Genomic DNA, 24570 nt, shown 5'->3' on the forward strand with positions numbered 1-24570 from the left:
AACGAAGCGAACCCGGAAGCAGGGAGCACCATGACCGACGCGGCGCCCGTACTGAAAGTGCCCCAGGACGTGCTGGACCACTTCGCCAAGCTCGGGGTGGACCCGGAGACCTTCTCCGGCGGGCACCTGGGCGAGAAGCTGGGCATCACCATCGTCGAGGCGTCCCCGGACCGGGTGGTCGGAACGATGCCGGTGGAGGGCAACCAGCAGCCGTACGGGCTGCTGCACGGCGGGGCGTCGGCGGCGCTGGCCGAGACGCTGGGGTCGATCGGCGCGATGCTGCACGCCGGGCCCGGCCGCTACGCGGTGGGCGTGGACCTGAACGCGACGCACCACCGCTCGGCGACCTCCGGGCTGGTGACGGGCGTGGCGACGGCGGTGTTCAAGGGCCGCACCGCGGCGACGTACGAGATCGCGGTGACGGACGACACCGGCCGCCGGATCACCTCCTGCCGGCTGACCTGCATGCTGCGCGACCTCTAGTGCCGCGCCAGGCAGCCTTTGCCGTGAAGGAGCGGCGTCCGGTGCGTGCTCTCGGCGTGCCGGCCGGAAGCCCTCGTACTGGATGTACTTGGGTTTTCGGCCGGTGCGGCGAGAGTGCGTGCCGGGCGTCGCGACGGGCGAAGGTCGCCTGACGCGGCACTAGCAGGGCGAGCGGGTCCCGGTCCAGGTGGGCGTGCAGGGCGTCCAGCAGGGCGGCGGGCGGGGTGCGCAGGTGCTCGATCCAGTGGGCGGCGGTGCGCAGCCGGGGGGCCGGGTCGTCGCGGTGGTGGGGGAGCGCGGCCGGCACCAGGTCGAGCACCTCGGCCTCGCGGTCCCGCCAGCCCTCCACCACCCGCTCGGCCAGCCGGCTGCCGTGGCCGCCCTCGTCCCCGGCGGCGATCCAGCGGCCCGCGACGGCGAGCGCCGCGTCCGGGTCGCGCCGCAGCAGCCGGGTGAGGTGCTCCGCCGGTTCCCCGGTGACCGGCCACAGCGGGCCGGGCCCGCCGGAGGGCCCGTCGGCGGCGAACACCTCGACCGCCCCGGCCGGGTACGGCGGGCCGTGCCGGTCGGCGGCCAGCACCGCCGAGACCTGCCGAATCTCGGCGAACGGACTCTCCAGGAAGGCGAGTCGCACCCCGAAGCGGTCGAGGGCGAGCAGCGCGTCGGCCCGGACGGCCGGTGCGGCGTCCGCCTCGAAGACCCCGGTCAGCAGCTCGACCAGCCCGGCCCGCCGGGCCGCGGGCAGCACGTCCGCGACCGAGGCCAGCAGGCGCAGCGCGAGCTGCCGGGTCTCCTGGTCGGGGTCCGCCAGGCACGGCAGCAGGTCGGGCAGCACCCGGCACAGCTCGGCGCAGACCGCCGCCGTCGCCCCATCCGCCCGGCGCGGCGCCCCGGCCTCCTCCGGTTCGTGCTCCGCCATCAGGAAGAGCAGCGCCACCGCCTGCTGCCGGGCCTCCCGGAGCGGCGCGTGCCGGACCGCGTGCGCCAGGAACGGGACGGCGGCCGCCGAGGCCGAGTACACGCTGCCCTGGTGGCAGACGGCGCCGACCAGCTCGTATTCGGCCTCGTCGACGGCCGCCGGATCCTCCCCGTACAGCGCCGCCAGCAGCCCCGGCACGTCCTCGGCCGACCCGTACGCGTGCTCCAGCGCGGCCCAGTCGACCTAGCCCAGCTCCTCGGGTGACCTCATCCGCTGCACGACTCCTCGACCGGTCCGGGGACGGACGGGACCCTACCGCCGGTGCGCCGGGGCCGGGCTCAGCGGGCGGGCGGGGCGGCCGTGGAGCCGCGCGGGGTGAGCTGGGGGGCCTGGTCCTCGTAGCCGGTGACGGGACGGCCGGCGATCAGGTCGAGCAGGGTGCGGGCGGCGTGCGCGCCGTAGGCGTGGATGTCGCGGCTGAGCGCGGTCAGCGGCGGGCGGACGACCTGGACGAGGGGGGAGTCGTCCCAGGCGACCAGGGAGAGGTCCCGGGGGACGGAGAGGCCGAGTTCCTGGGCGACGGAGAGGCCCGCGACGGCGGTGATGTCGTTGTCGTAGAGGATCGCGGTGGGGCGGGCGGGGGAGAGCAGCAGGCGGCGGGTGGCGCGGGCGCCCTCCTCGCCGGTGTAGTCGGTGTGGACGGTGGGCAGCGCGTCCAGGCCGAGGTCGGCGCAGGCCGCGGTGAACGCCTCGTCGCGGATGGCGGTGTGCACCAGGCCGGTCAGGCCGGCGATCCGGCCGACCCGGCGGTGGCCGAGCGCGGCCAGGTACTCCAGGGTCTCGCGGACGGCGGCGGCGTCGTCGGACCAGACGGGGGTGAGCCTGCCGGAGCCGGAGGGGTGGCCGATGACGACGGTGGGCAGGCCCATCTCCTCCAGGGCGGGCACCCGGGCGTCGTCGCGGCGCAGGTCGACCAGGATCGCGCCGTCGATGTGCCGCTCGCCCCACCAACGGCGGTACGCCTCCAGGCCGCGCTCGTGGTCGGAGACGACCTGGAGGGCGAGCGAGTAGGAGGCGTCGGAGAGCACCTTCTCGATGCCGCCGATCAGCTCCATGAAGAACGGTTCGGTGCCGAGCATCCGGGCGGGCCGGCAGAGCGCGAGGCCGACGGCGGCGGCCTTGGCGCCGCTGAGGGCGCGGGCGGCGCTGTTGCGGACGAAGCCGAGCTCCTCGGCGACGGCGGCGATCTTGGCGCGGGTGGCGTCCGAGACGCCTGGTTGACCGTTCAAGGCGTTGGAGACGGAGACCTTGGACACGCCCACGATCTTGGCGATGTCGGCGATGGTCGGCCGCTTCGCCGGCGGGCTCTGCTGCTGGGACACCTGCTCCACGGAACCTTTCAGGACTGCTCGTCGGCCGCCCGTCGTTCCTGCCGGTGCCGGACGCGGGCCTGTTGTGCCCTCTCAAGCTACTACGCGCCTCCCGCCCGTTGTAGCCCGGCACCCCGGCGCGGAGCGGCTTGGCAACAAACGGTTAACCACCCGTTGACAACGATGTCGGCCCACCCGTACGGTCTTCACGCCTTAATCGGTTAACCAACCGATCGGGCAGGCCGCTGGACGCCTGCCCCGCGCAAGAGGAGCACTTCCCCGCAAGACCCGGTGCGGACGGCACGCCCCAACGAACGTCGCCGTCCGCACCGCGGCCCCGAGCCGCCGTGATTGGGACACCCGGCGGCCGGGGCACCTCCCACCCGCACCCCCACCCCCCACACCCGGGACGAAAGGCACTCGCGTGAACCCGAGACTCCAGCACCACCGCCCCCGCACCTCCGCCAAGCGCCTGGCGCCGATGGCCCTGCTGCTCGCCGCCTCGGTCGCCGCGGCCGGCCTGACCCTCGGCCGGGCCGACACCGCGCAGGCCGCCGGGGCGGACTCGTTCGCCACCCGCTGCGGCACGCACTTCTGCCTGGACGGCAAGGAGTACTACTTCGCGGGCACCAACACCTACGACATGTTCACCTACGGCGGCAGCTACGGCGACACCGAGACCCAGTTCATGGACAAGGCCCGGATCGACGCCCAGTTCGCCAACCTGCAGGCCGACAAGGTCGACGTGGTCCGGCTGTGGATGTTCAGCCACGAGAACTGGCACGGCTTCGAGAAGACCAAGGGCGTCTACGACGAGCAGGAGTTCGCCCAGTTCGACTACATCATCCAGTCCGCCAAGGCCCACGGCATCCGCCTCGTCCCGGTGTTCGAGAACTACTGGGAGGCGTACGGCGGCATCGACACCCGCCTGCAGTGGGAGGGCCTCTCCGGCGGCCAGCCCGGCCGGGCCGCGTTCTTCGACAAGACCCGCTGCCCCGGCTGCTTCACCTCGTACAAGAACTACGTCTCGTACGCGCTGAACCGGGTCAACCACTACAGCGGCGTCAAGTACAAGGACGACCCGACCATCTTCGCCTGGGACCTGATGAACGAGCCCCGGTACCAGGACCAGAGCGCCGCCGAGAACGTCAACGGGACGACGCTGCGGGCCTGGGTGGACGAGATGGGCGCGTTCGTGAAGGGCATCGACTCCAAGCACCTGCTGGGCGTCGGGCTGGAGGGCCACGGCAGCAACTACGGCTTCGGCGGGGACGAGGGCAACCCCTTCGTCTACGTGCAGCAGTCGCCGTACCTCGACTACACCTCCGCGCACCCGTACCCGACCGAATCCTGGGCGAACCTGAGCATCGACCAGACCAAGACGCTGATCCGCTCCTGGATCGCCGACTCGCACGACAAGGTCGGAAAGCCGTTCTTCATGGGCGAGTTCAACGTGCACAACGTGGACCGCTCGGCCTGGTGGGGCCAGCTCTACCCCGACTTCGAGGCGGCCGGCGGCGACGGCAGCGCGTTCTGGTGGTACGCGGACCACAACGTGGACGGCAAGTTCGGCGTGCTGGCCGGGGCGCCCGAACTCTCGGTGTTCCGCGCCCACTCGGACCGGATGCGTGCCAAGTCCGGCCTGACCACCGGTACTTCCAGCCCCACGCCGAGCGCGAGCGTCAGCGCGAGTGCGAGTGCGAGTGCTTCCGCGTCCGCCAGTGCCAGTGCGTCGGCGAGCGCGTCCGCGAGCGCGTCGGCGTCGGCGTCGGCGAGCGCCAGCACCCCGCCGTCCGCCGGGAGTTGCTCGGTGCACTACGGGCTGTCGGACTGGGGCAGCACCTTCAACGGCGACGTGACGGTGAAGAACACCGGCGGCGCGCCGGTCAACGGCTGGCAGGTGGCGTTCTCGTTCCCCGGTGACCAGAAGGTCACCAACATGTGGAACGCGGTGCCGGTGCAGACCGGCAAGCAGGTGGTGGCGAGCAACCCTTCCGGCTACAACACGGTGATCGCGGCCGGCGGAAGCGTCAACTTCGGCTTCAGCGGCACCTCCACCGTGGGCACCAACGGAACCCCGGCCGCCTTCACGCTCAACGGCCAGGTCTGCGGCACCTACTGACGGCAAGTCAACCACCCCTGGCTGTCCGGGAGTTGTCACGTCGACTGCCGGACGGCCGGGGGCCGGGGGCCGGGGGCCGAGCACGAGCACGAGCACGAGTACGAGCACGAGGAAGCGATGCGCAGAGGATGGACCGCCGTGGGCACGGCGACCGCACTGGCCCTGGCCCTGGGCGGGTGCACCGACGGCGGTCCCGCCCCGCTCAAGGGGGTGGTGGCGGAGGCCGACCGGTCGAAGGTGACCGGGTCGATCACCGTGCTGACCAACCGGGTGGACCAGGTGAACAGCGGGCTGCTGAAGAAGTACGCGGCCGAGTTCAACAAGCTCTACCCGAAGGTGCAGGTGAACTTCGAGGGCCTGGTGGACTACGAGGGCGAGGTCGGCAAACGGCTGGCCGAGGGCAACTACGGGGACGTGCTGCTGATCCCGGACAGCCTGGACGCGGGCCGGTTCCCCACCTACTTCAGCTCGTTGGGGAACTCGCGCGAGCTGTCCGACACCTTCGACTACATCGACTACGGCACCGTCGACGAGCACGTGTACGGCATCGCCAACATCGGCATCGCCTCCGGGCTGGTCTACAACAAGGCGGTGTGGGCGAAGGCCGGGATCACCGAGTGGCCGGCCACCCCGGACCGGTTCATCGCCGACCTGAAGGCGGTCAAGGAGAAGACCCAGGCCATCCCGTACTACACCAACTACCACGACGGCTGGCCGCTGCGGCAGTGGTCGGACGCGATCGGCGTGCCCAGCTGCGACAACACCGCGCGGGACAGGCTGGCCGCCACCGCGGCCCCCTGGACGCCCGGCGGGGACCTGTACGAGATCGACAGCCTGCTGTACCGGGCCGTCCACGAGAAGCTCGCCGAGTCCGAGCCGCAGGCCACCGACTGGGAGCAGTCCAAGCAGCTGCTCGGCACCGGCCGGGTCGCCACCATGGAGCTGGGCTCCTGGGCGGTCTCGCAGATGCGCGAGGCGGCTACCAGGGCGGGGGCGAACCCGGACGACATCGGGTTCATGCCGCTGCCGGTGCAGCACGACGGGCACTTCTGCACCGTCGTGCAGCCGGACTACAAGTACGCGGTGAACGTGCACTCGCCCCACCAGGACGCCGCGAAGGCGTGGTTGGAGTGGTACATCACCCGCTCCGGCAGCGCCGCCGACGACGAGTCGATCTCCTCGGTGCGCGGGGCGAAGCTGCCCGCCTCGCTGCAGCCGCTGGACGACCGGGCGGTGCGGATGATCCCGCAGACCCGGGAGCAACTGGCGAAGGTCGACGCGATCGACAAGGCGGCGGGCATCGGCCTGGACGCGCCCGACTACCGGCGCAAGCTGGTGGACCTGGCGACCGGCGCCGCCCCCGGCGACCTGGACTCCTACTTCGCCGACCTCAACCGGCGCTGGGGGAGGGCGCAGAAGGCCGCGGGCTGAGCGCCCCCGGAGCGCCGCCGCCGCTAGTGAACCGGTAAAGCTGCTATGCCGCCCCACCCGTCCGTGACGGGTGGGGCGGCAGTGTGCTTCCGGGCTTCTGTGCAGTTGGCGCCGGAGAGAACGATCACTGAAACCCATCAAGGTATTCACGTAACCGGTTTATAGACAGGGCCGCTCCGGCGGGTTACGGTTCTGCTCGCGCCGCAAACCCGACCACCGGTCCGGCCGAACGACCAAGGAGCCGCACGCATGAAGGACACCACCCCGCTCGACCAGGGCTGGAGCCTGCACCACGAAGGGGACCGGCTGCCCGCGACCGTCCCGGGCTGCGTCCACACCGACCTGCTGGACGCCGGGCTGATCCCCGACCCGTTCCTGGACGCCAACGAGCTGGAGGTGGCCTGGGTCGGCCGCCGCGACTGGACCTACACGCTGGAACTGCCCGCCCACGGCAGCCGCCACGAGCGCACCGACCTGGTCTTCGACGGCCTCGACACCGCCGCCACCATCACCCTCGGCGGCCGCGAGCTCGGCTCCACCCGCAACATGCACCGCCGCTACCGCTTCGACGCCACCGGCCTGGCCGGCGAGCTGCAGGTCGCGTTCACCAGCGCCTACACCGAGGCCGAGCGGGTCCGCGGCCTGGTCGGCGACCGGCCCAACGTCTACCCCGAACCGTTCCAGTACATCCGCAAGATGGCCAGCAGCTTCGGCTGGGACTGGGGCCCGACCCTGCCCGGCGCGGGCATCTGGAAGCCCGCCCGGCTGGAGCACTGGTCCACCGCCCGGATCGCCGAGGTCCGCCCGCTGGTCACCGTCGACGGCGGCACCGGCCGGGTCGAGCTGCACGTCACCGTCGAGCGCACCGCGAGCGGCGCCGGCCGCCCGCTCACCGTCCGCGCCTCGGTGGCCGGCGCCCTCGCCGAGACCGTCCTCGACGGCGACAGCGCCGTCCTCACCCTCGAAGCCGCCGACGTGGCCCTGTGGTGGCCCCGCGGCTACGGCGAACAGCCCCGCTACGACCTCGGCCTCACCCTCGCCGACGGCGACGACCCGCTCGACACCTGGCAGCGCCGGATCGGCTTCCGCACCGTCGAACTGCGCACCGCCCCCGACGCCACCGGCACCCCCTTCACCCTGGTCGTCAACGGCGAGCCGCTGTTCGTCCGCGGCGCCAACTGGATCCCCGACGACACCCTGATCACCCGGGTCACCCCCGCCCGCTACCGGCACCGCCTCCAGCAGGCCGCCGACGCCAACATCGACCTGATCCGGGTCTGGGGCGGCGGCATCTACGAGCAGGAGGGCTTCTACGAGGCCTGCGACGAACTCGGCCTGCTGGTCTGGCAGGACTTCCTGTTCGCCTGCTCCGCCTACCCCGAGGAGCAGCCGCTGCGCGGCGAGATCGAGGCCGAGGCCCGCGACAACGTGGTCCGCCTGATGCCGCACCCCTCGCTGGTGCTGTGGAACGGCAACAACGAGAACCTCTGGGGCTTCCGCGACTGGGGCTGGGAGGAGGAGCTGACGGGCGACTCCTGGGGCGAGGGCTACTACCTCGGCCTGCTGCCCCGGATCGTCGCCGAACTCGACCCCACCCGCCCCTACTCGGCCGGCAGCCCCTGGTCCGGCAGCTGGGACCACCACCCCAACGACGTCGACCACGGCACCCACCACTCCTGGGAGGTGTGGAACCGGCAGGACTTCGCCGAGTACCGGGCCAGCGTCCCGCGCTTCGTCTCCGAGTTCGGCTGGCAGGCCCCGCCCGCGTACGCCACCCTGCGCCGCGCCCTGCTGACCGAGGAACTCGCCGCCGACTCGCCCGGCATGCTGCACCACCAGAAGGCCGAGGACGGCAACGGCAAGCTCAACCGCGGCGTCGAACGGCACTTCGAACTCCCCACCGGCCCCGACGACTTCGACCGCTGGCACTACCTCACCCAGCTGATCCAGGCCCGCGCCATCGCCACCGGCATCGAGCACTGGCGCTCGCACTGGCCGCACTGCGCCGGCACCATCGTCTGGCAGATCAACGACTGCTGGCCGGTCTCCTCCTGGGCCGCGATCGACGGCGACGGCCGGCTCAAGCCGCTGCACCACGAACTGCGCCGCCTGTACGCCGACCGGCTGCTCACCCTGCAGCCCGCCGACCGCGACGGCGCCCCCCGGATCGCCCTGGTCAACCAGTCCGCCGAGCCCTGGACCACCGCGCTGCGCCTGCGCCGCCTGGACGCCGACGGCAACGTGATCGCCGAGACCACCGCCGAGCTCACCGCCGATGCCCGCGCCGTCCACCGGCTGCCCGTCCCCGAGGGCCTGCTGCCCACCGACGGCTCCGGCAAGGAGTACCTGGTCGCCGACGCGGACGGCCTGCGCGCCGTGCACTTCCCCGTCCCCGACAAGGCGTTCGCCTACCCGGCCCCGGAGTTCGAGCTGGCCGTCGAGGAGGCGGGGGACGGCGCCCTCGACGTGGTCGTCACCGCCCGCACCCTGGTCCGCGACCTGCTGCTGCAGGCCGACCGGATCGACCCGGCCGCCGCCGCCGACCGCGGCCTGACCACCCTGCTGCCCGGCGAGCGCACCACCATCCGGGTGCACGGCGTCACCGGCACGCCGACCGTCGAGCAGGTCCGGGCGGCCGTCTTCTGCGTCGAACCGTCCTGAACGGCCCTGCGGTAGCGGCGCGTTGAGAGCCACGTCCGAGGCCGGGCCCGCCCACCGGCGGGCCCGGCCTCGGACGCGTACGGGCCCGGTCCGGGTGCGCGCCGAGCACGGGCGTGCCTTGAACGGTCGCGGTGCCGCCGTCCCGCCGCCCGGCCGTACGGACGCACCGCGACCACCCTTCCCCGCCGGGCCCGGCCGACCGCCGCCGCCCGGCCCCGGAACGCAGACACCCATGCCCCACTGCACCACCCGCGACGGCGTCGAGATCTTCTACAAGGACTGGGGGAGCGGCCGCCCGGTCGTCTTCATCCACGGCTGGCCGCTGAACGGCGACGCCTGGCAGGACCAGCTGAAGGCCGTCGCCGACGCCGGATTCCGCGGCATCGCCCACGACCGGCGCGGCCACGGCCGCTCCACCCCGGTGTTCGACGGCTACGACTTCGACACCTTCGCCGACGACCTGAACGACCTGCTCACCAGCCTCGACCTGCGCGACGTCACGCTCGTCGCGCACTCGATGGGCGGCGGCGAACTCGCCCGCTACATCGGCCGACACGGCACCTCCCGGATCAAGTCCGCGGTCCTGCTCTCCGCCATCCCGCCGCTGATGATCCAGGGCCCGGACAACCCCGAGGGCGTCCCGCAGGAGGTCTTCGACGGCATCAAGGCCGGCATCCTCAAGGAGCGCTCGCAGTTCTGGAAGGACACCTCGGTCGGCTTCTTCTCCGCCAACCGGCCCGGCAACAAGGTCACCGAGGGCAACAAGGACGCCTTCTGGTACATGGCCATGGCCGAGACCATCGAGGGCGGCGTCGCCTGCGTGGACGCGTTCGCGCACACCGACTTCCACGAGGACCTGAAGAAGTTCGACGTCCCGCTGCTGGTCGTGCACGGCGACGACGACCAGGTCGTCCCGATCGACGCCACCGGCCGCAAGACCGCCAAGCTCGTCCCCGGCGCCGTCCTCAAGGTCTACGAGGGCGGCTCGCACGGCATCGCGCTGGTGCCCGGCGACAAGGAGAAGTTCAACCAGGACCTGATCGAGTTCCTCAAGTCCTGACGACCCCACCGGGCGGTGCTGACAGGATCGGGCGCATGACGACCATCAGCACCGCCGACGCCCGGCAGGCCGCCCGGGACGCGATGGAGGGCCTGGCCCTCGGGGACGCCTTCGGGCAGCGCTGGTTCGGCCCCGCCCGGGTGCCCGCCGAGGCGGTCGGGCTGATCCGGGCCCGGCGCACCCCCGAGGAGCCGCGCTGGCACTGGACCGACGACACCGCGATGGCCCTGTGCGTGTACCGGGCGCTGCTCGACCAGGACGGGATCAACCGCACCCAGCTGGCCGCGATGTTCGGCGCCACCTACCTGGCCGACCCGGCCCGCCGCTACGGCTACGGGATGACCAAGCTGCTGCCCGTCCTCGCCGAGCACCCGGAGCGCTGGCAGGCCGAGGCCAGGGTGCTGTTCGACGGACAGGGCAGCCTCGGCAACGGCGCCGCGATGCGGGTCGCCCCGCTCGGCGCCTGGTTCGCGGCGGACCTGGACGAGGTCGCCGAGCAGGCCGAGTACTCCGCCGAGGTCACCCACACCCACCCCGAGGGCGTCGCCGGGGCGGTGGCCGTCGCGGTGGCCGCCGCGCTGGCGGCCCGGGGGCGGACCCCGGACGGCGCGCCGTACGGGGAGTCGCTGCTGCGCGAGGTCGCCGACCTCACCCCCGCCGGGGCGGTCCGGACGGGCCTCCGGGCCGCCGTCGAACTGCCCCCGGAGACGGACCCGGGACGGGCCGCCGAACTGCTCGGCAACGGGCGGCTGATCAGCGCCGCCGACACCGTCCCGTTCGCGCTCTGGTCGGCCGCCCACCACCTGGAGGACCTGGCCGAGGGGCTGTGGACCGCCGCCGAGGGCCTCGGCGACGTCGACACCACCTGCGCGATCACCGGCGGCGTGATCGCCGCCGGCAGCGGGACGGCCGGGGTCCCGGCGGCCTGGCGGGAGCGGCGCGAGGCGCTGCCGGAGTGGGCGGCGCTGCCGGAGGGGCAGGAGCGGCCGGAGGGGCCGGCGGGGTCGGCGGGATCGGCGGGATCGGCGGGGTCGGCGGGGTCGGCGGGGGAGTAGCGGGCCTCACCCGGCGGGGGCGTCCTGCGGTGCTCCGGCTGGTGCTTCGGCCGGGGCGTCCAGCAGGGCGAGTTCGGCGGGGGTCAGGCGCAGCGCCCCGGCGTCCAGGTTCTCGGCCAGGTGGGCCGGGTCCGTGGTGCCGGGGATGGCCAGCACGTGCGGGCCGCGGTGCAGCGTCCAGGCGAGCCGGACCTGGGCGGGGGTGGCGCCGTGCGCGGCGGCGACGGCGTGCACCCGGGCGTCCCGCTCGGGGCCGGGCGCGGCCTCCCGGGCCGGGCCGGAGACGGCGAAGAACGGGACGAAGGCGATGCCGAGCTCGCGGCACAGCTCCAGCAGGCCGTTCTCGTCGGCGAGGCGGCGGTCCAGGCCGTAGGAGTTCTGCACGCACACCACGGGCGCGATCGCCCGGGCCTGGTGGAGGTGTTCGGGGCGGGCGTTGGACAGGCCCAGGTGCCGGATCAGCCCGGCCCGGCGGAGTTCGGCGAGGGCGCCGAAGTGCTCGGTGACGTCCTCCACGTCCGGCCCGTTGCGGCGCAGGTTGACCAGGTCGAGGTGGTCGGTGCCGAGCTGGCGCAGGTTCTCCTCCACCTGGGCGCGCAGCTGCTCGGGCCGGGCCATGGCGTACCAGGCGCCGTCGGGGGTGCGGCCGGGCCCGACCTTGGTGGCGACGGTGACGTGCCGGCCGTTTCGGTCGGCCAGCGTCCGGCCGATCAGTTCGTTGGCGGAGCGCAGCGGCGAGAAGTAGAACGAGGCGGTGTCGACGTGGTCGACGCCGTGCTCGAACGCGGTGCGCAGCAGCCGGAGGGCGGCCGCGCGGTCGAGCGGGGCGCGGTCGGAGCTGCCGTGCATGCCGTTGCCGGTCAGGCGCATCGCGCCGTACCCGAGCCGGTTGACGGTCAGGTCGCCGAGCTGCCAGGTGCCGGCCGCCGAGGCGGGTGCGGTCATGGTGTTCTCCCCCTGTGGTGGATCAGCTGGTGGGCCCGCTGGTGGATCAGCTGGTGGGCCTGCTGGTGGGTCCGCTGTCGGTGCGTCAGGGGACGGAGTATGGGTGTGCGGAGGGGGCCCCGAACAGGGCCGCGGACCTTGAGCGATCTCACATCCGGAACGGGAACGAACCACCCGGCGCGCCGCGTTGGACCCGGTGTGCGGCAGGCGCCCGGGGCGGCCGTCGGCACCGGGGGAGAAGGCGCTCGGCAGGGCGGTCGGGAGCGGCTAGGCTGACCCGGCTGCTTCTTTACTGAAATTTTCCTGTGTGCCGTGCGACGTGTCGACGGCCTTGTCCTGCCCAGACGGAGGTACTCCGCCTTGCACGTCGACCAATGGATCAACGACGTCTCACCGACCCTGGTGTACGTCATCATCGGTCTGATCATCGGACTGGAGAGCCTGGGCATCCCGCTGCCCGGCGAGATCGCCCTGGTCACCGCCGCACTGCTGGCCGCCAAGGGCACCGTCAGTCCGTGGGGCGTGGCGCTCTGCGCGATCGCCGGCGCGATCATCGGCGACTCGATCGGCTACGCGATCGGGCACAAGGGCGGCAGACCGCTGTTCGAGAAGCTCGGCCGGAAGTTCCCCAAGCACTTCGGGCCCGACCACCTGGCCACCGCCGAGCGGCAGTTCCAGCGCTGGGGCATGTGGGCCGTCTTCTTCGGCCGCTTCGTCGCCCTGCTGCGGATCTTCGCGGGCCCGCTGGCCGGCACCCTGCGGATGCCGTACTGGAAGTTCCTGATCGCCAACGTGCTCGGCGGCGTGGTCTGGGCGGGCGGCACCACGCTGCTGGTCTACCAGGTCGGCAAGGTCGCCGAGAAGTACCTCCAGGGCGCCTCGTACATCGGGCTCGGCGCGGCCGTGCTGTTCGGCGCCGGGTCGGCGCTGTTCCTCAAGCGGAAGGCCAAGAAGTCCCGGGCCGCGCACCCGGAGCAGTCCGGCGGCAAGAGCGGCGAACCGCTCGCCGAGACCTTCGCGGAGACCGTCGACTGACCCCGCGCCGCCGCCCGCCCGGGACCGCCGCGACCCCGACCGGGTCGCGGCGGCCCCGGCGTGTCCGGGGGCGCGGGCGGGTAGGTTCGGCAGATCCGAAGTGATCGCGGAGTGGGGAGAACCATGCAGAACGACCCGCAGCTGTGGAGCGCGGTGGACGAGTACGCCGAGGCGCTGCTGATCGGCCCGGACCCGGACCTGGAGGCCGCGACGGAGGCCGCCGACGCGGCCGGGCTGCCGCCGATCGCGGTGGCCGCCAACCAGGGCAAGCTGCTGCACCTGCTGGCCCGGATCCGGGGCGCCCGGCGGATCCTGGAGATCGGCACGCTGGCCGGCTACAGCACCATCTGGCTGGCCCGCGCGCTGCCCGACGGCGGCACCCTGACCACCCTGGAGATCGACCCGGCGCACGCCGCCGTCGCCACCGCCAACCTGGAGCGGGCCGGCCTCGCCGACCGCGTCGAGGTCCGCCTCGGCCCGGCCCGGGACACCCTGGCGCAACTGGTCGAGCAGGGCGGCGAACCGTACGACTTCTTCTTCGTCGACGCCGACAAGGCCAACATCCCGCACTACGTCGAGGCCGCCCTCGCCCTGGCGAGCCCCGGCGCGGTGATCGTGGTCGACAACGTGGTGCGCGCGGGCCGGCTCGCCGACACCGACAGCACCGACCCGGCCGTGCTCGGCGTGCGGCGGATGCACGAGCTGATCGCGGCCGAGAAGCGGCTGGACGCCACCACCGTGCAGACCGTCGGCAGCCGCGGCCACGACGGGTTCACCCTGATCAGGGTCCTGGAGGGGTAGGCCCGGGCGGGCCGCGCCGGGGGCCCCGGGCTCCCGGCGGCCGGCGCCGAGGTGGAAGACTGGGCGGCATGCGCATCGGACTCCTCGGCACCGGCCCCTGGGCGGGCTTCGTGCACGCCCCCGCCCTGGCCGCCCACCCCGACGTCACCTTCGCCGGCCTCTGGGGGCGCCGCCCCGAGGCCGCCGCCGAACTCGCCGCCGTGCACGGCGTCCCCACCTACCCGACGGTGGACGCCCTGCTCGCCGACGTGGACGCGGTCGCCATCGCCCTCCCGCCGGACGTCCAGGCCGAGTACGCGGCCCGGGCCGCCCAGGCCGGCAAGCACCTGCTGCTGGACAAGCCGGTCGCCGCGACCGTCGACGCCGCCCGCGCCGTCGAGGACGCGGTGGCCGCCTCCGGCGTCGCCTCGGTGGTCTTCTTCACCACCCGCTTCGGCCCCACCCAGGAAGCCTGGATCACCGAACAGGCCGCCGCGGGCGGCTGGTTCACCGCCCACTGCCACTGGATCGGCTCGGTGTTCACCACCGACAGCCCGTTCGCCGCCTCCCCCTGGCGCCAGCAGAAGGGCGCGCTGTGGGACGTCGGCCCGCACGCCCTGTCCGTGCTGCTGCCCGTCCTCGGCGACGTCGAGCAGCTCACCGCCGCCCCCGGCCCCGGCGACACCACCCACCTGGTGCTGCGCCACCGCGGCGGCGCCTCCAGCACCGTCACGCTCAGCCTGACCGCCCCGCCCGCCGCCTCCGCGAACGGCGCCGCCGTCGAACTGCGCGGCACGGCCGGCGTCACCACGCTGCCCGACCGCGACACCGAGGCCACCGACGCCTTCGGGCACGCCGTGGACGCCCTGCTCGCCGCCGCGCGGAGCGGCACCCCGCACCCCTGCGACGTCCGCTTCGGCCGCCGGGTGGTCGAGGTGCTGGCCGCCGCCGAGGAGCAACTGCTGCGCGGCGGCAAGTAGCCGGTTCAGGGGTTGGCGGGCCGCCGGTCGGCCGGGCGGCGCGGCGGGATCGGCGTCGCCGGGAAGTCGCGCGGGCCGGTCCACAGCGCCGGGACGGCGTCCGCCCGGCGGGCCAGCTCGTAGGCGATCGACTCGTAGTTGACCCGCCAGCCCCGGAAGTGCGGCCACGCCTCGGCGACCGTCCGCTCCGGACCCATGCCCGCCGCCGTCACCAGCGCCGCCGCCGCGTCGAACTCGGCGTACGTCAGCCGGATCGGCCCGTCCGGGTCCGGGTCCGGCTCGAAGGGGACGCGCAGCGCCGTCGCGATGTCGCGCAGCGCCGTGAACCCGGCCCGCAGCAGCAGCCGGGCCTCCGGCGGCGCCGAGCGCGGGTTCAGCGCCAACTGCATCGCGGCGGCGTCCATCACCGCGATCAGGCCCACCACCCAGCTGCGGTACGGCTGCGGCGAGCGGAACGAGATCAGCACCGGGTAGTTGGAGTGCCCCTCGCCGAGGTCCGCCGCCAGCCGCTCCCAGTCCCGGTACAGCTCCGGCAGCTCGCTCTCGGTGCGCACCAGCGCCTGCCGGGCCAGCAGCTCCGGGCCCCAGGCCGGCTCGCCCGCCCGCGACTGCAGCAGCGTCACCTCCAGCTCCCGCCGGTTGTACGCCCCGTACAGCGTCGGCAGGTAGGCGATCAGCAGCGCGATGATCAGCGGGCCGTTCGCCGCCGCCAGGAAGTCGATCACCGACAGGTGCAGCCGGTCGCCGCTGGCGAAACCCAGCGTGAACAGGCTCGACCCGGCCTCCCGGAACGCCACCCGCCACGCCAGGTCGGACGTCCCGCGCAGCAGCAGCGTGTACGCGCACAGCGTGGACAGCAGCCAGCAGCCCAGCATCCCCAGCAGGATCAGCGGCGCCAGCCAGGTCTGCGCCCGGTCGATCGCCCGGTAGCCGCCGAACGGCGCCGCGACCGTCCGCACCACCCGGCGCAGCACCGACCACAGCCGGATCACCAGCGCCGAGTACAACCCGCGCGGCACCACCAGGGTCCGCAGGATGCTGGCCGCCGTCGCCAGCAGCAGGGCGGCCCCGGCCACCGTGGAGATCACTCGCATGCGGTCATTGTGACGTGCCGCCGGGCGCGCACCGACCGGGGGACACCCCCGTGAAAGCATCGGAACAGGAAGACCGAACCGCCGAGCAGAGAGCCGAGCCGACACCCGTGCCGCACACCCCCGCGCCCGACGCGTCCGACGCCCCCGACCTTCCCGAACTCCCCGACGCGCCCGAGATCCGCATCGACGTCCCCGGCTCCTTCCCCCGGGCCGTCTTCCGGGAACGCCACCCCGTGCTGATCGGCCAGGTGCTGGACGCGCTGCCCTACGGCCCCCGGCAGCGCGCGGCGCTGACGGAACTGCTCGCCCGCAGCACCGGCGGCGGGGTGCTGGAGCCGCCGGACGCGGACACCCCGGACGGCGCGCGGTGGCGGGCCTGGGGCGCGGGGCAGTGGGGGCGGCGCTGGGACGAGGCGCCGTTCCTGTGGGCGGAGAGCTGGTTCTACCGGCTGCTGCTGGAAGCCACCGGCTGGTTCCGGCCCGGCGCCTGGCAGGGCGTCGACCCGTTCGCCCCGTTCAAGGCCGCCGAACTCGCCGGACCGGCCGTCGACGCCGAACTCGCCGCGCTGGAAGCCGAGTCGGGGCGGGACGCGCTGCTGTCCGCCGCGCTCTGGGGCAACCGCGCCGACCTGAGCTTCCGGCTCACCGCGCCGGACGGCAGCGCGGAGTCCGGCCTGGTCGCCGACGACAGCGCCCGGCTGTGGGCCGTGCTGGAACGCGGCCGGGGCGGCCGGGTCGGCGTCGTCGCGGACAACGCCGGCCGCGAACTGCTGCCCGACCTGGTCCTGATCGACCACCTGCTGACCAGCGGCCTGGCCGGGCAGGCCGTGCTGTACGTCAAGCCGCACCCCTACTTCCTCTCCGACGCCACCACCGCCGACACCCTCGCCACCCTCACCCGGCTGCGCACCGCCCCCGGGAAGGCCGCCGCCGCGATCGGCGAACGGCTGTGGCGGGCGATGGGGGAGGGCACGCTGGCGGTCCGCACCCACCCGTTCTTCTGCGCCCCGCTGCCGTACGACGCGATGCCCGCCGACCTGCGCGCCGAACTCGCCGGAGCCACCCTCACCGTGCTCAAGGGCGACCTCAACTACCGCCGCCTGGTGGGCGACCGGCACTGGCCGCCGACCACCACCTTCGCCGCGCTCACCGGCTACTTCCCCACCCCCGTCGCGGCCCTGCGCACCCTCAAGTCGGACGTCGCCGTCGGCCTCGCCCCCGACACCGTCTCCCGCCTCGACGCCACCGGCACCCCCTGGCGCACCAGCGGCCGGCACGCCCTGATCCAGGTCCACGGGTAGCCCGCCGCCCCGCTCGTGGCCGAAACTCCGGCCGGGACCGGGCGGGCCGGGAGTCCTCTCCCGCCGGGTCGGAGTGCCGTCCCGTAGCCCGTCGAGCCGGTCAACAGGCTTCGGTGGCCGTCGAGTTCGAGTTCGAGTTCGGGTTCGCGTTCGGCGATCCGACGGGCCGGTGGGCGAGCGGGGGCAGTCGGGCGGTGAGTTCGACGTCCTGTGCAGTCAACTCGCTTTTACCTACACATGATTGACGACTCGTCAGGAAAGCTTGAACCAGCGGCGCTTCGGCTGCGGGGCGGCGGGTGCCGGGGCGGGGAGGGCGTCGCGGCGGATCACGGGCAGGCCGCGGCGATCCAGGTCGGCGACGGTGTCCGCGTGCGCGACGGGGTGCAGCGGGACGACGGCGACCTCCGGGTACGCCAGGTGGCGCAGGGCCGGTTCGCGGAGCAGCGCCCGCAGCAGGTGGTTGGCGGCCGGGCCGGGCGGGTCCTCGTCCACGGCGACGTGCAGCAGGAGTTGGGGGTCGGGGGAGTCCGGCCAGCAGGCGCGGGACAGCCAGGCGGTGCGGACCGCCGGGAAGGCGCTCATCCGCCGGGCCAGCGCCTCGTGCAGGGCCGCCGCGTCCGGGCCGGTCGGCGGGTCGAGCCGCAGCCGGTCGCCCGGGAAGTCGCGCGCCCAGGCGTCCAGGACGGCCCGGGGCAGCTTCCACTCGCCCTGCGGGGACCGGAGCACCAGCCGCACCGCCCCGCTGCCCTCCAGCAGGTCCATCAGCTGGGCCGCGTCGTAGTACGCGGCGCCGACGGCTTCCGGGAGGCCCCGGGCGAGCCGGGGGTCGGCGAACCCGAGCAGCACCCGTCCGCCCTCCGGGTCGCGGCCGGTGATCACCACCCCGGGCGCGGAGACCGGGACGTACAGCCCGCCGTCGAACAGCGCGATGAACAGGTCCATCGGGTCGGGCGCCTGGCCGTCGAAGCAGTCGAGGAGCTGGGCGAGGTGCGGGTTGGACGGTGTGATCACGCCCGGAGCGTAGTCACCCCCGGCGGACGGCGTGCCGCCGGGGGCGCGCCGGGGTGCTACCGGCCGGTGCGGCCGTCGAGGAGTTCGCGCAGGACGTCGAGGTGGCCGTTGTGCCGGGAGGTCTCCTCGATCAGGTGCAGCAGGATCCACCGCAGGTCGGGGCGGAGGCCGTCGCGGATCGACTGCTCGGCCGGGGTGTCCAGGTCGTGCGCGGCGACGAGCTCCCGGAGCCGGACGCTCTGCTCCTCGTACTCGTCGAGCAGTCGCGGCAGCGGGACGTCGACCGCGGTGCGCATCTCCGGGTCCGGGTCCTCGTCGGTGGCGTCCGCCAGCGGGCCTTCGAGCGGGCCGCCGAGGAGGACCACGTCCAGCCAGTAGTGCTCGACCCAGCGCAGGTGGCTGATCAGCCCGCAGGCCGTCATCAGCGGGGAGCCGGGCAGCGGCGCCCGGCGGGCGTCCTCGGCGGAGAGGCCCTCGCACTTGGCCCGCGCGGTGGCCCGGGCGTAGTCGAGGAAGGTGGTCAGCTGGGTGCGCTCGTCCCAGGAGGGCGGCGTATCGGTTCGCTCGGTCATCGCGGGCATTCTGCAACATTCCCGGCGCGGCCGCGACGGGTTTTCCGCCGGGGCGCCGGTGTGCCGGGCTGTCGGGTTGCCGGGGCGCCGGGCCGCCGGGGCGCCGGGCCGGTCAGTGCGGTACGACGGGCGGCGCCGGGTCCGCGTCCTGCGGGAGCAGCGGTCGGGAGGGCAGCTTCGCGCCCGCGAGCAGGGCGGCCGGCAGCAGGCAGCCGACCGCCCACCAGGGCGGGGTGTCGGCGGTGCCGTGCAGGACCGAGGTGCCGACGGCCTGGCCCGTGAACCGGGCGGTGGCCAGGGCGCCCGCGGCCCCGCCGGCCAGTCGGGGGACGGCCGTCGCGGCCGCGCAGGAGAGCGCCGGGACGAGGGCCGGGCCGATGCCCAGGCCCGCGACGGCGGTGGACGGGCGGTGGGCGGCGGGGGACGGGAGGTACGCCTGCTCGGTCGGGGTGTAACCGGGTGCGGGTGCGGGTGCGGGGGCCTGCTCGGTCGGGGTCGGGGTCCGCGGCTCGGGGGCGAATTCCAGCAACTGTGCGGCGTGGCAGCCCAGTTGGATCAGGATCTCGCCGGGCAGCCGCACCTGGTCCTCCCCGTCGGTGCGGGCGGCGATCTGCTCGGGGGCGGGTCGGACCGGTCGGGTCGGCCGCCCGGCGGCGGAAAAGCACTTGGGGCGGCCGGGGGCGGACGGTAGAAAGGCCGCAGGCGCGACGGCGCCGGGCGACGGAGGGGGAGCGGCGATGGCGCTGCCGGACGGAATGACGGTGCGGCCCGCGACGGGCGCGGACGCGGCGGCGGTCTGCGCGCTGCTCAACCGGGTCGACGAGATCGAGACCGGCCAGCCGGGCACCGACCTGGCCGAGGTCGAACGCGAACTCGCGCACCCCGAACTGGACTTGGCCCGCGACAGCTGGCTCCTGCACGACACCGACGGGCAGTTGGTCGGCTACGGGCTGGTCCGCGACCGCTCCGGCGCCGAGCGGATCGACCTCGACCAGTACCTGCTGCCCGACCAACTCGCGGGCGGGCTCCACCTGTTCGACCTGATGGAGGCCCGCGCCGTCGCCCTCGCCCGCCGCAACGGCGCCGAGCGCGCCGTGCTGCACCTGCTGCTCAACACCGAACCCACCACCGACACCGACGCGCTGCGCGCCCGCGGCTGGCAGCACGTCCGCCGCCACCACGCCCTGCGCCGCGAGGTCTCCCCGCGCACCGACCCGCCGCCCGCGCCCCCGGCCGGAGTCCGGCTGCGCGACTGCGCCCGGGAGGCCGACCGGCGGGCCGCGCATCGGCTGGTCCAGCAGACCTTCGCCGCGCACTACGACTTCAGGGCCCGCGACTACCCGCAGTGGCTGCGGGACATCGGCGCCGAGGACGTCGACTGGTCCCGGGTGTGGATCGCCGCCCTGGACGGCCACGGGGACGTCGCGGTGCTGCGCACCGGCCTGCGCCCGCCCGCCACCGCCTGGGCCTACAACCTCGGCGTGCTGCCCGCGGCCCGCGGCCGCGGCATCGGCGGCTACCTGCTGCGGCACTTCTTCGCCGACGCCGCCGTCCGGGGCCTGCCGACCGCCGCGCTGGGCGTCGACACCGGCAACGCCACCGGCGCGATGGCGCTCTACCTCGGGCACGGCATGGAGCTCCAGTTCGCCGTCGACACCTGGGCGCTCGAACTGCCCACCGCCTGACCGGAGTCCGCGCCCGGCCGGAGTCCGCGCCCGGCCGGGACCCGCCCCCGCCTCCCGCCCCTCCCGTACCGGAAGTGAGCACCACCCGTGGCCGACACCGTCTACGACGCCCGCACCGCCGCCGACTACCGGGCCGCCCGGGAAGTGCCCCGTGAGGGCCTGGACGCCTGGCGGGAGGCGATCGCCGAGCACCTCCCGCCGGGCCCCGGCGCCACCGTGCTCGACGTCGGCGCCGGCACCGGGGCCTTCGCCACCGCGTTCCGCGACTGGTACGGCGCGCACGTGCTGGCCATCGAACCGGCTTCGGCCATGCGGGAGTTGATCCCGACCGGGGAGGGCGTCACGGTGCTCGACGGACGGGCCGAACGGCTGCCCGTCGCGGACGCCGCCGCCGACGCCGCCTGGCTCGGCTCCGTCGTCCACCACCTGACCGATCTCGACGCCGCCGCACGGGAGTTGCACCGGGTGCTGCGCCCCGGCGGGCCGGTGCTGATCCGCAACGCTTTCCCCGGCCGGTGCGAACGCGACCTGCGGGTGCGGTACTTCCCCGAGACCGCCGCCGGGATCGACGACTACCCGAGCGTGCGGCGGGTCACGGCGGCGTTCAGCGCGGCCGGGTTCACCCGGGTCGCCCTGCGCACCCTGCCGCAGCGCTCCGCGCCGACACTGGCCGCGTTCGCCGCGGGCCTGCGCCGCGACGCGGACAGCAAACTGCGGGCACTGAGCGAGGACGCCTGGCAGGCCGGACTCGACCGACTGCACCGCGCAGCCGCCGAACGCCCGGCCGAACCGGCCGTCAGCTGGATGGACCTCCTGGTGCTGCAACGGAGTTGAGCACCCCCGCGGCACCGCCGGGCCTGCGGCACCCCCGGGCCTGCGGCACCGCCGGGCCCGCCGCGTCCGCGTCCGCGTTCAGCGTTCGACGGCGAGCCGCACGCCCAGTCCGATGAACACGCCGCCGGTCGCCACGTCGAGTCGGCGGCGGGCGGCCCGGCGGTGGGCGAGCCAGTTGCCGATCCGGCCGGCGAGGACGCCCACGGTGCCGTCCACCAGGAACTCCAGTCCGACGAAGACCGCGCCGAGGAGCACGAACTGCAGCCAGACGCGGCCGAGTCCGGGGTCGACGAACTGCGGGAGGAAGGCGATCGTGAAGGTGACCATCTTCGGGTTCACCAGGTTGGTCAGCAGCCCGCGGAAGAACGCGCTCCGGCCGGAGAGCGCGCCCGTGCCCGGGTCGGTGGCGGTCAGCCCCTCGCCGCGGTGGCGGACGGCCTGCACGCCGAGGTGCACGAGGTAGCCGGCACCCGCCAGGCGCAGCGCGGTGAACGCGGTCGGCGCGGCGGCGAAGAACGCGGACAGGCCCGCGGCCGCGAGCGTGATGTGCACGATCTCGCTGCTCGCGACCCCGGCGGTGGCGAGCAGCCCGGCGCGCGGGCCGCCGCGGATCCCGCAGCCGAGGACGAATAGCATGTCGGGACCCGGGCTGATCATCGCGACGAAGGTGGTGGCCAGGAAGAGGGCGAAGAGGTGCGGATCCACGGGCACGGCCCGATGCTCGCGCGGGCGGAGTGGTTCGGACAAGCACCGGCGCGGTCCGGGGAGCGCTTTCGGCCAGCCGCCGTCGGGCCCGCCTGCAGCCGGGGCCCGGTCGCCGCCGGGCCCGCCCGCGGCCGGTGCGGGGCGTGTTCCGGCCGTGGGCGGGTCGCGGGTCGCGGGTCGCGGTGCGGCGGTGCGGTGGTGCGGTGGTGTGGTGGTGCGGTCGGTGCGTGCGGGGCGTCAGCCGTTGGCGAGCGCCTGGACGCGGTCGAGCGCGCCGTTGAAGTAGTCCTGGTCGCCGGGCAGCGTGCCGGAGTCGGCGTACTGCCAGATGGTCTGGTAGGACCAGCCGGCCGGCAGGGTGCCGACGGCGGTGGAGTAGCGGGCTATCCAGAGCGGGTTGGTGGTGGCGAAGGAGCCGTTGTTGCCGGTGCAGGTGCTCCACCAGTTGGTGGTGGTGTAGATCACCGGGTACCGGCCGGTCTTGGTGTGCACGGTGTTGGAGAAGTCGCGGATCCAGCTGACCATCCCGGCCTGGCTCAGGCCGTAGCAGGTCGCGCCGTACGGGTTGTACTCGATGTCCAGGGCGGGCGGCAGGGTCTTGCCGTCCTTGGACCAGCCGCCGCCGTGGGCGACGAAGTACGCGGCCTGGGTGGCGCCGCTGGAGACGTTCGGCAGCGCGAAGTGGTAGGCGCCGCGGATCATTCCGACGTTGTAGGAGCCGTTGTACTGCTGGGCGAAGTACGCGTTCGTGTAGGTGGTGCCCTCGGTGGCCTTGACGTAGGCGAACCGGGCGCCGTTGGCGTAGGCGGTGCTCCAGGCGACGTTGCCCTGGTAGCTGGAGACGTCCATCCCCTTGGTCTGGGTGGTGGCGGCCAGAGCTGCGAAGGTGCTCGCGGTGTCGGCTGGGTCGCCGGTGCCGCGGCCCTCGTGGGCGGCGACGGTCGAGCCGGCGTGGTCCTGCTCGGGGTGGAAGCCGGCCGGGACGCCCGGCTGGGCGGCCTGGGCGGGGGTGGTGGCGACGGCGGCGGTGCCGAGCAGCAGGGCCGCGGTGGCGGCTGCGGTGGCGGCGCGGCGGAGAGTGCGGATGGTGCCGGAGACGGGCATGACGACTCCTCGATCCGGTGGCAGCGGCCCGGTCGGCCGCATGCGGAGAAGATATAGTCATGGCCCCGTCAGTCAACAGAGTGTTGAAACCACATATCGAATGAATGTATGTAGAGCGAACAGCCATAGGTGTGACAAATGAACACCCGTCGTTCCGCCGGATGTTGACGGAGTGACAGGAGGGAAGCGTGCTGGCGCACCCGGCCGCGCCGGAGGTAGCGTGTCAACGCGCGTCCCGCTGCCGGGACGACCGGACCGAGACGAACGATGGGGGAGCGGTGCCGGACGGACGCCTGCTCGCGGTGAGCGACCTGCACGTCGGCATCACCGAGAACCGCTCCACGCTGGACGCCCTCCGCCCGACCGGCCCCGACGACTGGCTGATCGTCGCGGGCGACGTCGCCGAGCGCGTCCGGGACGTCGAAGCCACCCTGCGCTTTCTCACCGGCCGCTTCGCCAAGGTCCTCTGGACCCCCGGCAACCACGAACTGTGGAGCACCGCCGACGAGCAGTCCGAACTCGCCGCCCCTGCACGCTACCGCCTGCTGGTCGAACGCTGCCGCGCCCTCGGCGTCGCCACCCCCGAGGACCCGTACCCCGTCTGGCACGGCCCCGACGGCCCGTACGCCGTCGCCCCCGTGTTCGCCCTCTACGACTACAGCTGGCGGGTGCCCGGCGTCACCGACAAGCAGCAGTCGCTCGCCCGCGCCCACGAGAACGGCGTGGTCTGCACCGACGAGTACCGGATCGACCCCGCCCCGCACCCCGCCGTCGACGACTGGTGCCGCGAGCGCGTCGCCGCCACCGAGCGGGCGCTCGCCGCGCACGATCCCGGACTGCCGCTGGTCCTGGCGAGCCACTGGCCGCTCGACCGCCGCCCCACCGACGTCCTGCGCTACCCCGACTTCGCCCAGTGGTGCGGCACCGAACTCACCGCCGACTGGCACCGCCGCTTCAACGTCGCCGCCGTGGTCTACGGCCACCTGCACATCCCCCGCACCACCTGGTACGACGGCGTCCGCTTCGAGGAGGTCTCGCTCGGCTACCCCCGCGAGTGGCGCCGCCGCGGCCACCCGCGCGGACTGCTCCGCCAGGTCCTGCCCTATCCCGGCCCGGCCGAACAGCCGGTCCCGCCACCGTCGCCCGCCGACGCGAAGCCCGGCTCGACGTCCGGTTCGAAGCCCGGTTCGACGTCCGGCGCCAAGCCCGCCTGACGGCCCGTCCGGAGGCCCGTCGTCGGTGCCGGCCGCTAGCCTCGCAACCGTACGGGTGATCGCACGGAGGGGGCGGGTCTTGGGCCGCACCGAACTGACGACGGCGCAGGTGCTGGAGTGGCGGCTGCGCCGGCAGCACCTGGGCGCGGGGCGGGCGGCGGACGGTCCGGTCGCCGTCGTCCGGCGGCTCGCCGGGGTGCAGGCCCAGG

At 74.2% G+C, this 24570-nt stretch carries 22 protein-coding genes; 13 read left to right on the top strand and 9 right to left on the bottom strand.

All coding sequences use genetic code 11. The annotated features are described in order from the left end of the window. Positions 1-30 precede the first annotated feature (30 nt). Positions 31-483 (top strand): PaaI family thioesterase, encoded by a 453-nt coding sequence (locus ACWEO5_RS23000; protein ID WP_344551845.1) that lies wholly within the window; start codon positions 31-33, stop codon positions 481-483. On the opposite strand, the gene ACWEO5_RS23005 is transcribed toward ACWEO5_RS23000, so the two are convergent. After that, positions 443-1600: a hypothetical protein gene (locus tag ACWEO5_RS23005; RefSeq protein ID WP_452164170.1), complete on the bottom strand. Its 1158-nt coding sequence runs from the start codon at positions 1598-1600 to the stop codon at positions 443-445. The two genes, ACWEO5_RS23000 and ACWEO5_RS23005, sit on opposite strands and share 41 nt — an antisense overlap. A 140-nt stretch (positions 1601-1740) precedes the next feature. Then, positions 1741-2793, bottom strand: a complete 1053-nt coding sequence (locus ACWEO5_RS23010; RefSeq protein ID WP_452164171.1) for a LacI family DNA-binding transcriptional regulator — start codon at positions 2791-2793, stop codon at positions 1741-1743. 403 nt (positions 2794-3196) lie between these two features. Between ACWEO5_RS23010 and ACWEO5_RS23015 the strand changes: the two genes are divergently transcribed. From ACWEO5_RS23015 to ACWEO5_RS23035, 5 genes are all read left to right on the top strand, one after another. Beyond that, positions 3197-4894: a cellulose binding domain-containing protein gene (locus ACWEO5_RS23015; RefSeq protein ID WP_452164172.1), complete on the top strand. Its 1698-nt coding sequence runs from the start codon at positions 3197-3199 to the stop codon at positions 4892-4894. Positions 4895-5032: 138 nt separating this feature from the next. After that, the gene (locus ACWEO5_RS23020) at positions 5033-6325 is read left to right on the top strand and encodes an ABC transporter substrate-binding protein (protein ID WP_452164173.1); all 1293 of its coding nucleotides are present in this window, start codon (positions 5033-5035) and stop codon (positions 6323-6325) included. A gap of 249 nt (positions 6326-6574) precedes the next feature. Beyond that, positions 6575-8986, top strand: a complete 2412-nt coding sequence (locus tag ACWEO5_RS23025; protein WP_452164175.1) for a glycoside hydrolase family 2 protein — start codon at positions 6575-6577, stop codon at positions 8984-8986. 232 nt (positions 8987-9218) lie between these two features. Further along, the gene (locus ACWEO5_RS23030) at positions 9219-10046 is read left to right on the top strand and encodes an alpha/beta fold hydrolase (RefSeq protein WP_452164176.1); all 828 of its coding nucleotides are present in this window, start codon (positions 9219-9221) and stop codon (positions 10044-10046) included. A gap of 35 nt (positions 10047-10081) precedes the next feature. Then, positions 10082-11101, top strand: a complete 1020-nt coding sequence (locus ACWEO5_RS23035) for an ADP-ribosylglycohydrolase family protein (protein ID WP_452164177.1) — start codon at positions 10082-10084, stop codon at positions 11099-11101. 6 nt (positions 11102-11107) lie between these two features. Here the strand turns inward: ACWEO5_RS23035 and ACWEO5_RS23040 are convergent, their stop codons facing one another. Next, on the bottom strand, positions 11108-12046 hold the full coding sequence (locus tag ACWEO5_RS23040) for an aldo/keto reductase (RefSeq protein ID WP_452164178.1): 939 nt from the start codon (positions 12044-12046) through the stop codon (positions 11108-11110). Positions 12047-12406: 360 nt separating this feature from the next. On the opposite strand from ACWEO5_RS23040, the gene ACWEO5_RS23045 reads away from it, so the two are divergent. From ACWEO5_RS23045 to ACWEO5_RS23055, 3 genes are all read left to right on the top strand, one after another. Then, a complete protein-coding gene (locus ACWEO5_RS23045) occupies positions 12407-13081 on the top strand; it encodes a DedA family protein (RefSeq protein ID WP_344556322.1) in 675 nt (224 codons plus the stop codon). A 123-nt stretch (positions 13082-13204) separates the two neighbouring features. Next, positions 13205-13882 (top strand): O-methyltransferase, encoded by a 678-nt coding sequence (locus ACWEO5_RS23050; RefSeq protein WP_344556324.1) that lies wholly within the window; start codon positions 13205-13207, stop codon positions 13880-13882. Positions 13883-13950: 68 nt separating this feature from the next. Continuing rightward, the gene (locus tag ACWEO5_RS23055; RefSeq protein ID WP_452164179.1) at positions 13951-14841 is read left to right on the top strand and encodes a Gfo/Idh/MocA family protein; all 891 of its coding nucleotides are present in this window, start codon (positions 13951-13953) and stop codon (positions 14839-14841) included. Positions 14842-14846: 5 nt separating this feature from the next. Here the strand turns inward: ACWEO5_RS23055 and ACWEO5_RS23060 are convergent, their stop codons facing one another. Next, positions 14847-15935, bottom strand: a complete 1089-nt coding sequence (locus tag ACWEO5_RS23060) for a hypothetical protein (RefSeq protein ID WP_452164180.1) — start codon at positions 15933-15935, stop codon at positions 14847-14849. Between the two features lie 107 nt (positions 15936-16042). Between ACWEO5_RS23060 and ACWEO5_RS23065 the strand changes: the two genes are divergently transcribed. Then, positions 16043-17236: a damage-control phosphatase ARMT1 family protein gene (locus ACWEO5_RS23065; protein ID WP_452164181.1), complete on the top strand. Its 1194-nt coding sequence runs from the start codon at positions 16043-16045 to the stop codon at positions 17234-17236. A 252-nt stretch (positions 17237-17488) separates the two neighbouring features. Here the strand turns inward: ACWEO5_RS23065 and ACWEO5_RS23070 are convergent, their stop codons facing one another. From ACWEO5_RS23070 to ACWEO5_RS23080, 3 genes are all read right to left on the bottom strand, one after another. Then, the gene (locus ACWEO5_RS23070) at positions 17489-18247 is read right to left on the bottom strand and encodes a hypothetical protein (protein ID WP_452164182.1); all 759 of its coding nucleotides are present in this window, start codon (positions 18245-18247) and stop codon (positions 17489-17491) included. 56 nt (positions 18248-18303) lie between these two features. Further along, a complete protein-coding gene (locus tag ACWEO5_RS23075) occupies positions 18304-18819 on the bottom strand; it encodes a DinB family protein (RefSeq protein ID WP_452164183.1) in 516 nt (171 codons plus the stop codon). Positions 18820-18931: 112 nt separating this feature from the next. Next, entirely contained in the window at positions 18932-19399 is a 468-nt protein-coding gene (locus tag ACWEO5_RS23080) for a hypothetical protein (protein WP_452164184.1), read from the bottom strand. Positions 19400-19556: 157 nt separating this feature from the next. Between ACWEO5_RS23080 and ACWEO5_RS23085 the strand changes: the two genes are divergently transcribed. Then, on the top strand, positions 19557-20504 hold the full coding sequence (locus ACWEO5_RS23085; protein WP_452164185.1) for a GNAT family N-acetyltransferase: 948 nt from the start codon (positions 19557-19559) through the stop codon (positions 20502-20504). 87 nt (positions 20505-20591) lie between these two features. Further along, the gene (locus tag ACWEO5_RS23090) at positions 20592-21338 is read left to right on the top strand and encodes a methyltransferase domain-containing protein (protein WP_452164186.1); all 747 of its coding nucleotides are present in this window, start codon (positions 20592-20594) and stop codon (positions 21336-21338) included. Positions 21339-21416: 78 nt separating this feature from the next. Here ACWEO5_RS23090 and ACWEO5_RS23095 read toward each other — a convergent pair whose 3' ends face one another. Together ACWEO5_RS23095 and ACWEO5_RS23100 are read right to left on the bottom strand one after the other, a co-directional pair. Continuing rightward, positions 21417-22049, bottom strand: a complete 633-nt coding sequence (locus tag ACWEO5_RS23095) for a LysE family translocator (protein WP_452164187.1) — start codon at positions 22047-22049, stop codon at positions 21417-21419. 231 nt (positions 22050-22280) lie between these two features. Next, complete coding sequence (locus tag ACWEO5_RS23100) at positions 22281-23147, bottom strand: lysozyme (protein ID WP_452164188.1); 867 nt, start codon at positions 23145-23147, stop codon at positions 22281-22283. 278 nt (positions 23148-23425) lie between these two features. On the opposite strand from ACWEO5_RS23100, the gene ACWEO5_RS23105 reads away from it, so the two are divergent. Then, positions 23426-24361: a metallophosphoesterase family protein gene (locus tag ACWEO5_RS23105; RefSeq protein WP_452164189.1), complete on the top strand. Its 936-nt coding sequence runs from the start codon at positions 23426-23428 to the stop codon at positions 24359-24361. Positions 24362-24570: the final 209 nt, after the last annotated feature.

It is taken from the genome of Kitasatospora sp. NPDC004272 (genome assembly GCF_053603035.1).